This is a genomic window from Bacteroides mucinivorans (assembly GCF_034654355.2).
Classification (GTDB): domain Bacteria; phylum Bacteroidota; class Bacteroidia; order Bacteroidales; family Bacteroidaceae; genus Bacteroides; species Bacteroides nordii.
Map to the genome: position 1 here is coordinate 4,812,173 of NZ_CP178179.1, position 12,200 is coordinate 4,824,372.

Here is a 12,200-nt window from a genome sequence, read left to right on the forward strand (position 1 = left end):
CAGGCGATGGTGGCCATATGATAGTGTTTATCGCTTGACGTACCTCCCCGTGCAGGAAGCACCGACAGGCGATGGTGGCAGAATAATAATAGCAATAATAATTGCGCAGCCAAATAGTAAATAGTAAATAGCTAAATAGTAAATATCAAGATGAAGAATGACCGATTACTCTGGGTAGACGACGAGATAGACCTTCTCCGTCCCCATATCCTTTTCCTCGAGTCGAAAGGCTACGAGGTACATACCGTCAGTAACGGACAGGATGCCCTCGACCGTTGCCGTGAAACGGACTATGATCTCATCTTCCTTGATGAGAATATGCCCGGCATCAGTGGCCTTGAAACGCTGGCACAGATCAAAGATATCTCTCCGACCGTACCTGTTATCATGATAACCAAAAGCGAAGAAGAAGATATCATGGATATGGCTATCGGTAGCAAGATAGCCGATTACCTGATCAAACCCGTCAACCCCAATCAGATACTTCTTTCGTTAAAGAAGAATCTGCACCGCCGTGACATTGTTTCCGAAGTAGCGCAAACAGCCTATCAGCAGAACTTCGGTAAGATAGGTATGCAGATCAATGACTCTCTCACTGCCGATGATTGGGTGGAGCTTTATCGCCGCCTCGTATACTGGGAGCTGGAACTGGAAGCCAGTGACAGCCCTATGAGCGAAATGCTTTCCATGCAGAAAACGGAAGCAAACACGGCCTTTACCAAGTTCATCAAGAAAAACTATATCGACTGGATGAAAACGATGGATCCCACACGCAAAGGAAATGCTGTGCAGGAAGCTCCCATGATGAGTCCGGACTTGATGAAACGTACCATCTTTCCTCTGCTGGATCAGGGGGAGAAAGTGTTTTTCCTTGTGTTGGACAACTTCCGCTATGATCAGTGGCGCGTAGTTGCCAGTGAGCTATCCGAGCTTTTTACTTTCGAGGAACAGCTCTATTTCAGTATCCTGCCCACTGCCACGCAGTATGCCCGTAATGCTATCTTCTCCGGATTGATGCCGGATCAGATCGCACGCATGTTTCCCGACCTGTGGGTGGACGAGGATGAGGAGGAAAGTAAAAACCTCAACGAGGCTCCGCTGATACAGACTTGTTTCGACCGTTTCCGTCGGCAGCACACCTTTTCTTATCATAAGATAAACGATGCGTCTGCCGGAGAACGTCTTGTGGGTCAACTTCCACAACTGATGCAGAATGACTTGAATGTGGTAGTATTCAACTTTATAGACATGTTAAGTCACACACGTACGGAGAGTAAAATGATACGTGAACTGGCTTCGACAGAGGCTGCATACCGTAGTCTTACACTATCCTGGTTCCGCCATTCGCCGGTACGCGACCTGCTTAAAGAACTGGCAGCACGAAAGGTGCGTGTAGTTGTCACCACGGACCACGGTAGCATCCGCGTAGACAATCCGATCAAAGTACAGGCCAATAACGGAGAGATTAATACGAATCTGCGTTATAAGCTATCACGGAATATGTCCTATAACCCGAAACAGGTATTTGAGATCAGCCGCCCGGCAGATGCTTTGCTGCCATCACCTAACGTCAGCACGAAGTACATCTTTGCCAGTGGACACGACTTCCTGGCCTATCCGAACAACTTCAACTACTATGTGTCATATTACACCAATACCTTCCAGCACGGAGGTATCTCCATGGAAGAAATGATCATCCCCCTCATCACCCTAAAACCCAAATAGCGCTTCCCGCGCGGGGAGGTGCGCCAGGCGGTGCTTCCCGGTGCTTCCCGATGCTTCCCACATGGGGAGGTTCGCCAAGCGGTGCTTCCCGCACGGGGAGGTTCGACAGGCGGTGATAGCAGTAAGAGAAGAGTAAGTAGTCAAATAGTAAATAGTACAGCGCAGCCAAATAGTAAATAGTAAATCGTCAAATAGTAAATAGTATAGCGCAGCCATTTAATCTGCGAAAATCTGCGATCATTTGCGTTTCAACAGAATGTTGTCATAATATAGACTAAATCTGAAGTCCTGCTTAGTACAGCGCAGCCAAATAGTAAATAGTAAATAGTAAATCGTCAAATAGTAAATCATCAATAACTTTATGGAAATAAAAATTGAATCATTAGATCAGATACACGAAGCCGCCCGCGAGTTCATTACTGCGATGGGTGATAATACCGTGTTTGCCCTCTACGGAAAGATGGGAGCAGGAAAAACAACCTTTGTAAAAGCTCTTTGTGAGGAATTGGGTGTTTCGGATGTGATTACTTCCCCTACATTTGCTATTGTCAACGAATATCGTTCGGATGAGAACGGAGAACTGATTTATCATTTCGACTTCTACCGTATCAAGAAGCTGAGTGAAGTATATGATATGGGTTACGAGGATTACTTTTATAGTGGTGCCCTCTGTTTTATCGAATGGCCGGAACTGGTGGAAGAGCTTCTGCCGGGCGATGCTGTAAAGGTGACGATAGAAGAACTGGAAGACGGCAGCCGGAAAATTATTCTTTAATACCGATGACACCGCATTATTTTATTCTGGGACTGTTTGCCCTTGCAGGCATCCTTTCATTGCTTGCCGCAGTGCTCAACTGGGGATGGTTCTTTACCGCACACAATGCCCAGGCTGTAGTACGACGGATAGGACGCTCCCGTGCACGACTTGTGTACGGAGCACTCGGATTGCTACTGATCGGGATGGCCATCTACTTCTTCCGGTCACTGAGATAATCAGAGGAGAATTTGCCACAGGAGTAGTACCGGGCTTTAGGAAGTGGCAGTAGATCGAAAACAGAGATGGCAGTAGATAAAAAAAGCAGATAAACGTAGATTTCCATCTATAAGAAGATGATTTTAGCATATTGCATCCTCGTCTCTTATCTTCGGAAATCTACGTTTATCTGCTTTTTAATAATCCCACCTCGTGAAGCTCAGCGTCACATTCCGGCAAGCTATTATACCGAAGGATCCTCCCCTTCGCCTTCACCGCCTTCGGAGCCGCTACCACCGGACGAAATCCCCTTTGCCTTGCGGTAATCGGTCAGTGAGGCATAGTTTACACCTTCTTCCAGCACACCTCCGTTCTGATATTTGAGTTGCTGGATAATGTTCTGTCTGAACTCTTTGGAGGGAGTGAACAGGATACGGGGATTTTTAATCATCACCCCGGCATTAAAATCGTTGATATTTTCCACTCCATCACTTTTGAAGGTAATGCGCAGTGTCCCAAGGTCACCTACTTTTACGGTATGGCCCTGCAAGAGCTGTTCGCTGGCATATTTCCCTAATAAATCCAGCGCAGCTTCCATTTCGATGGGAGCAGTACTGGTGTTCTCTGTGGCCGAACGGGTCATTGCTTTAACACTTTGTGCTTCCCGAGTTTGAGGGACAGCATACCACTTTTTAGGTACATCCGGCTTTGCTGGATTTCCCTTCTTCACAAGATTGAATTTCTGCATAACTTGTCTGCTTTTTAATTGTTTATAATGTCTGTGCGGCATATTAAATGGCACAGTTGTTCTGCTTTCAGAAATACACTGATGTCATACTTTATGACACCAATAATGTCAGACTTTATGATATCAATAATATCGTGCTTAGTGACACCGTTAATGTCATGTTCAGTGACATCAGTATGTCATGCTCAGTGACATCAGTAATGTCATACCCGGTGACATCAGTAATGTCATACCCGGTGACATCAGTGTGTCATAACAGGTGACATCAGTGTGTCATAACGGGTGACATCAAGGAACTATTTATCGTAGGCGTAAGTGCATTAGTTTCAGATACATACGTATATCATATCTGATAATTACAGAGGCGTCTTGATCAGTGACATATGTGTATCATTTCCGATAATAGGGATAAATCTTAAAGGAAGACAGACGAAGGTTATGTCAATCGCAAATATAACGATTCTTTTAATAAGATTAAGATTTCTTCCTATTTGTTTTCCTGTTTTTTCAATCTTTTTCTGTGGAGTGTCTTAAATAAGTTGCCTGGATTTCATCTCTAAATATTTATTGAGCACATCAATAGATAACTTATCGGGGGTAGTGAGTACGGAATAGATGCCGTTCTGTTTTAACGTAGTAACAATGAGACGCTTCTCATACGCAAACTTTTCGGCAATAACTTGCCGGTAATACCCTTCGGTATCTACCGGTTTCTTCGAGATATACTCTTTCAGATCAGCATCTTCAAAAAACACTACCAGCAAACGATGCTGCCGGGAAAGCTGCTGCAAATAAGCCAATTGACGGTTCATACTGCCAAGACTGCCGAAGTTGGTATAGAGCACCAACAGGCTCCGTTTGTTTACATGTTTGGCCAAATGCACACAAAGGGCCGAGAAGTCCGTTTCTCCAAACGTCGTCTCCTGTGCATACAAACTTTCAAGCAAGGTCTGCATCTGCCCCGCCTGTTTGGAGGCAGGAACAAACGTATCGAAATGCTCATTAAAAGTAACCAGTCCGGCTTTATCATCCTTGCGCATGGCAACATAAGAGAGCACAAGAGAGGCATTGATAGCATAATCCAGCAATGTCACTCCCTGAAAGGCTTGCTGCATGACGCGTCCCTTATCAATCACATTGTATATCTGCTGCGAACGCTCGTCCTGGTATACATTCACCATCAGTTGATGCCGCCGGGCACTGGCTTTCCAGTTGATAGTACGGTAATCGTCCCCTTTCACATACTCTTTTATCTGCTCAAATTCAGTCTGATGTCCTACTCTCCGGATCTTCTTGATACCCAATTCCGTAAGATTATCGCTCATAGCAAGCAGTTCATAACGATGAAGCATCAGATAAGAAGGATATACTTTTATCTTCTGCTGTTTACCGCAGGACAGACGACGCTCTATCAACCCCAGGCGGGTAGAGGCAAACACACGAATCATTCCGAAATCATATACACCGCGATGGTTGGGACGCAGATAGTAAACAATCGTTTTTGCCTGTCCGCTATCAAGGGAAAGCTTGAAACAAATATCACGCTGCTGAAAGATCACAGGCACTTCATCTATTACCGACAGATGGACCGGGAACGGATAACGGCTCTCCACTCTTAATTTAACCTCATTGTTATCACCATTAGAAAAGCGGTCGGTACACGCGCGGGAAGCCTCGATACCCTTCGTACGATAAAGAAGAAAAACGTCTGCCACCACTGCCAGAGCAAGCAAAAGCAATGTTATCTGTCCCAACAGGAACAAAGAACCAAACAGGTATCCTCCGCATAGCAACAGAATAACAAGAATGGAAAACATATAAAAGCGACGAGATAGGAATAACATAGGGAACTACGATTTTTAATTGAAAATTGAAAGTTGAAAATTGAAAGTGAGCTGCGCTGTTATGCTGTATGATGACTTTAAAGTGTTAATGATTTAGTTTAGGGGTGAAAGATTACTTAGTTGAAAGCTTATTTAGTTGAAAATTGGAAGTTGAAAATTGAAAGTGAGCTGCGCTGTTATGCTGTATAATGACTTTAAACTATCAACAATTTAGTTTAGGGTTGAAAGCTGAGAGCTTATAAAGCCGAAGGCTAAAGGCTAAAGAAAACTACTATGCAGCATAACAGCGCAGCTCACTGTCAATTGTCAATTGTCAACTGTCAATTAAATAAGCTGTCAGCTTATTTCGGAACTTCCACCTTATCAATAAGTCGTTGCGTTACTTTGACCGGAGAGTAGCCCTCCATTTCCGCTTCGGCCGTCAGGATAAGACGATGCTGAAGCACGTAGGGAGCAACAAATTTAATATCTTCCGGGGTTACGAAGTCACGTCCTTGCAACAGAGCATAGGCTTTGGAAGATTGTAACATAGCCACCGAAGCACGAGGCGAAGCTCCTAAATAAACGGCTTTACTGGTGCGGGTCTGCTGTACAATAAGAGCGATATACTGCAACAATGTACGATCTACAAATACCCGATCCATCAGGCGACGAAGTGTAAGAAGTTCATCACGGGTAATTACCGCACGGATATCTTCCAACTTCACTAAGGTGGCATTTGTATGATGACGTTCCAAGATATCGACTTCCTCTTCCAAGGATGGATAATCCATGGTTATCTTCATCAGAAAGCGGTCCAGTTGGGCTTCGGGAAGCTTATACGTTCCTTCCTGCTCCACAGGGTTCTGGGTGGCGAGGATCGTGTAAAGTTCTCCCATCCGGTAAGTAGTGCCGTCAATACTCACCTGACGCTCTTCCATCACTTCAAAGAGGGCGGATTGCGTCTTGGCAGGAGCACGGTTTATTTCGTCCACAAGTATCATATCGGCAAACACAGGGCCGCGATGAAAATCGAACTCATTTGTTTTCATGTTGAAAACTGTAGTCCCCAACACATCACTCGGCATAAGGTCAGGAGTGAACTGAATGCGGCTAAAGTCAGCATCAATCAGGCGGGCGGTCAGGCGGGCAAGCAATGTTTTTGCTACACCGGGCACTCCTTCTATCAGTACATGCCCATTGGCAAGAATGGCTGTAAGTACCAAGTCTACAGTATGTTCCTGCCCCACTATGACAGAAGCAATCTGTGACTTAAGAGCTTCTATTTTCTCTCCAAAAAGAGTCAGATCAGTACGTGGAGCCTCGCTCTGTACTTCTTCCGAAGGAAGGGCAGGAGGTGTAACTTCTGCTAAAGGTTCATTCATATCATTCATAATCTATCTGTTATATCCGATTCAATATTTCATTCATACCATCTATATAGTCTTTCATCTCTTGTTCCCAAGCTTCCCGCTCTCCCCGGACAATGGGGCGAAGTCTGGCAAACAGTTTGGCAATCTTCTCCTCTTCCAATCCCGTCTTGCCCGCTATCTTGCGGCAAAGGACCGTATCATTGCTATCATCTTCTATGTCTATCTGTATTTCGCGCCGCAAGGCCTCAGCAAAATAAGTGAACTTCTTACGAACGAGGTCGCCATGCTCTTTCTTCTGGAAATAGAGTGTACCGATCAACTCGGTAAACTCCAACGTCTTATTCTCCGGCTGGCGGATAACAGGTATCGGCCTTTGACGCCGCCGTGCAGTGAATATCATAAAAAGCAGAATGGTAAACATGGTAAGGTACAATCCCCAGCGAAGAGCCGTCTGAGACAGGAAATACCGGAACGGCGATTGCTGTTCATATTCAGCTTTGGTATAGGCTTCCGTGCGATACAAAGGCAAGTCTTTTGCCAAAGAAAGCAGACGGAAAATATAAGCGGCATTGTTTCCATCCAGCATCCCGTAGTTGGTAAACAGCAAGGGAGTGGAAATAAGAATGATTTCTCCCTTTCCCACCGGCCGACGAATAGCTACCGGACCACAGGGTAGATTGACAGCCAATCGTGCTGAATCCTGTGATTGAGGCAAAGAATCTTTCAACGCTTTCCGTATCTCGTCATTAAGAGACAAAGTGATCGAATCTCCAGTCCTGGACGCAGCACTGCACTCTCTTCTCACCAACGGGATGGAAAGTGAATCGTACTCTGTGAAGTATACATTGCAGAGATGGGAATAAAACTCAAACTTCGCTTCCGGGTAAGGATTCACAGAGTCAGGCAACCAATAAAGTGTATCACGGCGATTGAACTCACTGACGGACTTTTTCAGTTCGGACGGACGGAACCAGGTGTACGTCATATCATATCCCAATGTGTCCGACAAAGAGAAAGCAGTAGCTGCCAGTATCACCTTGTTTCCTCTCTCGGCAAGACTCATGATTGCCTTCCTGTCGGTTTTTGTAAAGCGGAAGTTCTGGGCCACAGCAAGTATTGCCAGTGGTTCGCCTGTCGTATCATTCGCGAAGTTATAGAAAGTCCAGTCATTGCAGTAATAGTCTTTAGGCCAGGAGTCAGCCACCACATCATCAAAAATGGCACATCCGAAAGGTTGATAGTCGTTCTGGCTGAAAGTAGGATTCCAGACAAACTTCTTGGGCAAATTGTATTCTACCAGAAACATTATTGCCAGAAGGACGACTATAATAAGAGTAAACCAATGGCTGGTTTTCATGACATGCCTCCTTTCATGATTTCTCTCTGCAAAGTCTGCATCTCATGAAAAAGTACTTCGGTTGCCTCAAAATTACCATACCGCACCCGGAGGAAACGGTTGGTCAGTTCGCGAAAAGGAGTCCGCAATGCATTTGCCTTTAATTCATAAGTATATTCCGTCGGAGTTTTATAAGGTTGCCAATCTATCTTTTCAGCATCACTCAATTGTTTCAGTGTCTGCAGGTAAAGCAAGCGCACCGCTTCCCGGTACTCATTGTGCAACATAGCTGCACTTATCTCCTTCTCAAAATCGATCCCGTAAATGGTGTCTTCTTCGACATGATAGGCCAACTTCTTTCCCGAACGCATAAAGAGTTCCGGACGTTTTTTGTATAGGAACCAGATCAACAACAGTACTATAAGTATAAATAAGCCCGCCAGCACAATCTCAGTATACTGCTCGGCAAACTTACTTCCAAATATTTTCTGCAACAGCTTCCCTAACCACAAATTAAGCCACCCGATCAGATCGACCTCGGGGGTCTGTAATTCACGGTTATAGTCGTACTCAGAACCACTTTGCCAAATAGCAACGGTTGCGGTATCATAAACTAAAGTATCGGCAGGTGCAGTCATCCAAAGAAAATCAGAGCTTGTCGAAGTTATCAATATCCTCTTCTACAGAAACACTATCCACCACTTCCGAAGCATGGCCATACTGATAGGCCAGACCAATAAGTGAGAAGATCATTGACAAATAGGTACCAAAGGTCTGCAAAATACCCAACAGATAAAGGAAAAAGCTATAGAGTGGAGATACAGTAACTACATTGCCCCCTTCACTCATGGCAAAGAAATATTTCACGATCGTAGCCACATACCAGGGTAACATAGTAATACCTTGCAGAATACTGGCAATGAAACTCATAATCAACATAATGAGAAAGACTCCTCCCCAAGTGGCAAACCCTAAACGAAACGTCTTTTGGAAAGCTGTTACGATACTCACGTTTTCAAACAGATAGATCGCAGCAAACAGTCCCATGGGAATGCCACAAGCTATCAACAAAGGGATCGTGATAATCAAAGTAAATGGAGTCAATACAACCAGCCCTATTATTATTGCCAAAGTAACAAGGTACAACATGAAAAAGAATAAAGTCAGCTTCAGCATCCTGCCCATATTCTTCATCAGTAAAGGACGCAAGACAGAAAGAGTAATACCTTCGAGGCGTTCTTCGCGCTCATTATAAGTCCTCATCAATGTATAAACCAGTGCGGTAAGCAGAATCACACCAATCATATAACAAAGAATGGTCAATCCGTAATTTACCCAAAACATCGCCCCGAATATAGCAAACGGATTACTGCTACCAGCTTGTATGTTGGAGGAAAGACTCATGGTGCTGCCCATCAAACCATTCAAACTTAATGCCTGCACAAGGCATAAAGGCAATAGAAGGTAAGTTGTAAACTTAAACAAAGGCTTCCAGTTCTCCTTTATAAAATCGAACGAGGCGTTCATCTTCTCTCCAAAGGTACGCTTCGCATACAATACAATTCTAGCTTTCTGTGACTCCATATGACTTTCTGTTTGGTAAATAAATATAATAAAATATGATAAATGCAAGTGAAAGAAGAATAATACCTAACCTCAACACTGTAGGGAACTCGGTATGACGGGTGAGAAACCCTTCAATAAACCCCGCCATAATAAACACAGGAACTGTACCTATCACTATTTTCAATCCCCGCTTCGCACCACGGCGGAAAGACTCTGCACGGGAGTAAGTCCCCGGAAAAAGCCAGCCATTTCCCAAAGCCAACCCAGCAGCTCCCGCCACGATAATAGCCCATATTTCAAGCGTTCCATGCAGCCAGATTGCAAGCATGGATTCGGCCAACAACCCTTCTCCATAAAAGAAAGTCTGAAAAGCTCCCAACATGATTCCATTGGAAAGAAGCATGTAGCCGGTACCGAAACTTGTGAGCAAACCCATAGCAAAGCAGTTGAAAGATACCATGATATTGTTCAGCGTAATACCCAGAAACATCGGCATCTCTTCCGAACCATTATATACTGCCATCGGCTGACCGTTGGCAATGTTTTCAAGTGTCATATCTACATAGCCATTACCCAGTATCAGCCGTACAAAATCCGGATCGTTCCAGGCAGAGATAATACCGATAACCACACTGGCAGCAAAGATAAGAAAAGACACCAACAGCTCCTTACGGGCATCGTGCATAGTCTGAGGCACTTCGCGCGTCCAGAAAGTAATGATACGCGTCCACTTCTCCCGTTTATTACGGTAGATCACATTGTGGAGGGCTGAAGCCAGATTATTAAGATAAATAGTGATACGCGAAGAAGGATAATGTGTCTGGGCAAAAGCCAGATCGGCAGTCAGTTCCGTATATGCGTCGGCAAGCCGGTCCGGATTAAGCTTGTCAGCTTTCTCCACAACCTTCTCTGTCTCTTTCCATTTTTCAATGTTCCGGCGGATAAACGTAACTTCTTTCATTGTTTAGGGGAGTCCGGATAGAAGTTTTGTCCGAATCCGAAGCAAAAGTAAGAGAAATATGATATATTTGCAACGGAATCACAAAAATGTTTAAAAAGAAATGGCAGAATCCACCATTATTACAGGACAGTTCGTACGCATCAGCCAAACGCCTGCGAGTCTTGGCGAGCGTATGCTTGCTCTGCTGATCGATTATACCTTTTTATTTATATATGCAGTAGGGCTTAGCCTCACGTTAGCTTACCTCAATGTACATGCCTTTTCCGGTTTCTCCGTTTTCTTCTTTTTCCTGATTATCTATGCGCCGATTCTTACTTATTCGCTCCTTTGTGAAATATTCAATCGTGGGCAGAGTTTAGGAAAGCGGCTTCTCAATATACGGGTAGTCAAGGCGGATGGATCAACACCAAGCCTTAGTTCTTATTTACTCCGGTGGTTACTATTCCCCATAGACTTACCGATTACAGGAGGTTTAGGGGTCATTTTCATTCTGCTCACCAAGAATCACCAACGTCTGGGCGACCTTGCCGCCGGCACTATGGTAATAAAAGAAAAGAACTACCGGAAAATACAAGTCAGCCTTGACGAATATGATTATCTGACCAAAGGTTATCACCCGGTGTATGTATCGGCCGCCGACTTATCTCTGGAACAGGTCAATGTAATAACCAAAACACTGGCATCGGGCAAAAAAGACCGCCCGCGTCGTGTCAGGTTACTGGCAGAAAAAGTTCGCTCCCTGTTATCCATTAAGCAAACGGAAGGGAACGACGAGAAATTCCTGCAAACATTATTGAGAGATTACCAGTATTATGCACTGGAAGAAATATAACTCCACAAGTAAACTCAGCCATCATAAAAACGCAGATTAACGCAAATATATCGCAAAGATCAAGTTCTGATCTGCGATAATTTGCGTTAATCTGCGTTTCCTTCTAAAGTTATCTGGTAATAGCTTTATCAGAACTTTAACGGGGTTTCACTGTAGAAAATCCGGAGACGAATTACTCCACTTGTCCCAGAGAGTTTCCATATTCCATTTCTCCCTGAACTACAAACAGCATTTCTTCAGGATCAAATTCACCCATTTCATCCTTTTTAGCCTCCTTCACGATGTAGTCCACCACCTTTTCCAAATCAATGTCAATAAAGCCATCTTCATCGGGTTGTGCATCCAGAATACCACTTTCTGAGTAATATTCATCAATCAGATCAAGAAAATAGTAAAGCTCATCATCCGAGAACTTTTCCTTCAATTCCTGAGGCAAATAATTTTTGATGAACTCGATGGTCTTTTCGTCATCGGCATCAGCGAGTAAAAAATCGTCTTCCAGTCCCATAATCTTAATTTGTTAAGTTGAAAGCTTATAATAAGTTCTTCACTTTCTCTACAAAAACAGGTTTGCCCACAGCACCTACCTGCTTATCCACAATTTCTCCGTTCTTAAAGAAAAGAACAGTAGGAATATTGCGAATACCATATTCTGCGGCCATGTCACTATTTTCATCGACATCACATTTGCCGATAATGACCTGTCCTTCAAACTCTGTTGCCAATTCGTCGATGATAGGACCTACCATCTTACAAGGACCACACCAAGGGGCCCAAAAGTCAACAACAACCGGTTTCCCTTCTGCAAGAATTTCCTTATAGTTGCTGTCAGTAATTGCTAAAGCCATAATTTTAAAAGTTAA

General features: G+C 44.1%; 13 protein-coding genes. 4 read left to right on the top strand and 9 right to left on the bottom strand.

Annotation, left to right across the window (positions count from 1 at the left end; all coding sequences use genetic code 11):
* Nucleotides 1–150 precede the first annotated feature (150 nt).
* The 3 genes from VCM39_RS18420 to VCM39_RS18430 all read left to right on the top strand — a co-directional run bounded on the left by VCM39_RS18420 (nt 151) and on the right by VCM39_RS18430 (nt 2,718).
* Nucleotides 151–1,725 carry a bifunctional response regulator/alkaline phosphatase family protein gene (locus VCM39_RS18420; protein ID WP_322932847.1) on the top strand — a complete coding sequence of 525 codons (1,575 nt, stop codon included), beginning with the start codon at nt 151–153 and terminating at the stop codon, nt 1,723–1,725.
* A gap of 361 nt (nt 1,726–2,086) precedes the next feature.
* Nucleotides 2,087–2,500 carry a tRNA (adenosine(37)-N6)-threonylcarbamoyltransferase complex ATPase subunit type 1 TsaE gene (gene tsaE, locus VCM39_RS18425; protein ID WP_221650360.1) on the top strand — a complete coding sequence of 138 codons (414 nt, stop codon included), beginning with the start codon at nt 2,087–2,089 and terminating at the stop codon, nt 2,498–2,500.
* 5 nt (nt 2,501–2,505) lie between these two features.
* Complete coding sequence (locus VCM39_RS18430; RefSeq protein WP_002559253.1) at nt 2,506–2,718, top strand: immunity 17 family protein; 213 nt, start codon at nt 2,506–2,508, stop codon at nt 2,716–2,718.
* 224 nt (nt 2,719–2,942) lie between these two features.
* Here VCM39_RS18430 and VCM39_RS18435 read toward each other — a convergent pair whose 3' ends face one another.
* The 7 genes from VCM39_RS18435 to VCM39_RS18465 form a co-directional block, all read right to left on the bottom strand.
* Complete coding sequence (locus VCM39_RS18435; RefSeq protein ID WP_289297170.1) at nt 2,943–3,446, bottom strand: hypothetical protein; 504 nt, start codon at nt 3,444–3,446, stop codon at nt 2,943–2,945.
* A gap of 530 nt (nt 3,447–3,976) precedes the next feature.
* Entirely contained in the window at nt 3,977–5,290 is a 1,314-nt protein-coding gene (locus tag VCM39_RS18440; protein WP_322932848.1) for a DUF58 domain-containing protein, read from the bottom strand.
* A gap of 341 nt (nt 5,291–5,631) precedes the next feature.
* A complete protein-coding gene (locus VCM39_RS18445) occupies nt 5,632–6,654 on the bottom strand; it encodes an AAA family ATPase (protein ID WP_407934700.1) in 1,023 nt (340 codons plus the stop codon).
* Between the two features lie 19 nt (nt 6,655–6,673).
* Nucleotides 6,674–7,999 carry a DUF4350 domain-containing protein gene (locus VCM39_RS18450; protein WP_322932850.1) on the bottom strand — a complete coding sequence of 442 codons (1,326 nt, stop codon included), beginning with the start codon at nt 7,997–7,999 and terminating at the stop codon, nt 6,674–6,676.
* Nucleotides 7,996–8,616, bottom strand: a complete 621-nt coding sequence (locus VCM39_RS18455; RefSeq protein ID WP_322932851.1) for a DUF4129 domain-containing protein — start codon at nt 8,614–8,616, stop codon at nt 7,996–7,998. The genes VCM39_RS18450 and VCM39_RS18455 overlap by 4 nt, the downstream gene beginning before the upstream one ends.
* Nucleotides 8,617–8,626: 10 nt before the next feature.
* On the bottom strand, nt 8,627–9,562 hold the full coding sequence (locus VCM39_RS18460; protein ID WP_322932852.1) for a hypothetical protein: 936 nt from the start codon (nt 9,560–9,562) through the stop codon (nt 8,627–8,629).
* Nucleotides 9,543–10,505, bottom strand: coding sequence for a stage II sporulation protein M (locus VCM39_RS18465; RefSeq protein WP_195571464.1), 963 nt, complete (start codon nt 10,503–10,505; stop codon nt 9,543–9,545). Before VCM39_RS18465 ends, VCM39_RS18460 begins: the two co-directional genes overlap by 20 nt.
* Before the next feature lie 100 nt (nt 10,506–10,605).
* Between VCM39_RS18465 and VCM39_RS18470 the strand changes: the two genes are divergently transcribed.
* Nucleotides 10,606–11,337: an RDD family protein gene (locus VCM39_RS18470; RefSeq protein ID WP_025867536.1), complete on the top strand. Its 732-nt coding sequence runs from the start codon at nt 10,606–10,608 to the stop codon at nt 11,335–11,337.
* Nucleotides 11,338–11,509: 172 nt separating this feature from the next.
* On the opposite strand, the gene VCM39_RS18475 is transcribed toward VCM39_RS18470, so the two are convergent.
* Entirely contained in the window at nt 11,510–11,845 is a 336-nt protein-coding gene (locus tag VCM39_RS18475; protein WP_002559241.1) for a hypothetical protein, read from the bottom strand.
* A gap of 25 nt (nt 11,846–11,870) precedes the next feature.
* Complete coding sequence (gene trxA, locus VCM39_RS18480; RefSeq protein WP_007484014.1) at nt 11,871–12,185, bottom strand: thioredoxin; 315 nt, start codon at nt 12,183–12,185, stop codon at nt 11,871–11,873.
* Between the last annotated feature and the right edge of the window lie 15 nt (nt 12,186–12,200).

Excerpts from the sequence above, each read along its gene's own strand:
- tsaE (WP_221650360.1), top strand. The coding sequence starts at position 2,087 with ATGGAAATAAAAATTGAATCATTAGATCAGATACACGAAGCCGCCCGC.
- VCM39_RS18430 (WP_002559253.1), top strand. The coding sequence starts at position 2,506 with ATGACACCGCATTATTTTATTCTGGGACTGTTTGCCCTTGCAGGCATC.
- VCM39_RS18460 (WP_322932852.1), bottom strand. The coding sequence starts at position 9,562 with ATGGAGTCACAGAAAGCTAGAATTGTATTGTATGCGAAGCGTACCTTT.
- VCM39_RS18465 (WP_195571464.1), bottom strand. The coding sequence starts at position 10,505 with ATGAAAGAAGTTACGTTTATCCGCCGGAACATTGAAAAATGGAAAGAG.
- VCM39_RS18445 (WP_407934700.1), bottom strand. The coding sequence starts at position 6,654 with ATGAATGAACCTTTAGCAGAAGTTACACCTCCTGCCCTTCCTTCGGAA.
- VCM39_RS18450 (WP_322932850.1), bottom strand. The coding sequence starts at position 7,999 with ATGAAAACCAGCCATTGGTTTACTCTTATTATAGTCGTCCTTCTGGCA.
- VCM39_RS18420 (WP_322932847.1), top strand. The coding sequence starts at position 151 with ATGAAGAATGACCGATTACTCTGGGTAGACGACGAGATAGACCTTCTC.
- VCM39_RS18475 (WP_002559241.1), bottom strand. The coding sequence starts at position 11,845 with ATGGGACTGGAAGACGATTTTTTACTCGCTGATGCCGATGACGAAAAG.
- VCM39_RS18440 (WP_322932848.1), bottom strand. The coding sequence starts at position 5,290 with ATGTTATTCCTATCTCGTCGCTTTTATATGTTTTCCATTCTTGTTATT.
- VCM39_RS18455 (WP_322932851.1), bottom strand. The coding sequence starts at position 8,616 with ATGACTGCACCTGCCGATACTTTAGTTTATGATACCGCAACCGTTGCT.
- trxA (WP_007484014.1), bottom strand. The coding sequence starts at position 12,185 with ATGGCTTTAGCAATTACTGACAGCAACTATAAGGAAATTCTTGCAGAA.
- VCM39_RS18470 (WP_025867536.1), top strand. The coding sequence starts at position 10,606 with ATGGCAGAATCCACCATTATTACAGGACAGTTCGTACGCATCAGCCAA.
- VCM39_RS18435 (WP_289297170.1), bottom strand. The coding sequence starts at position 3,446 with ATGCAGAAATTCAATCTTGTGAAGAAGGGAAATCCAGCAAAGCCGGAT.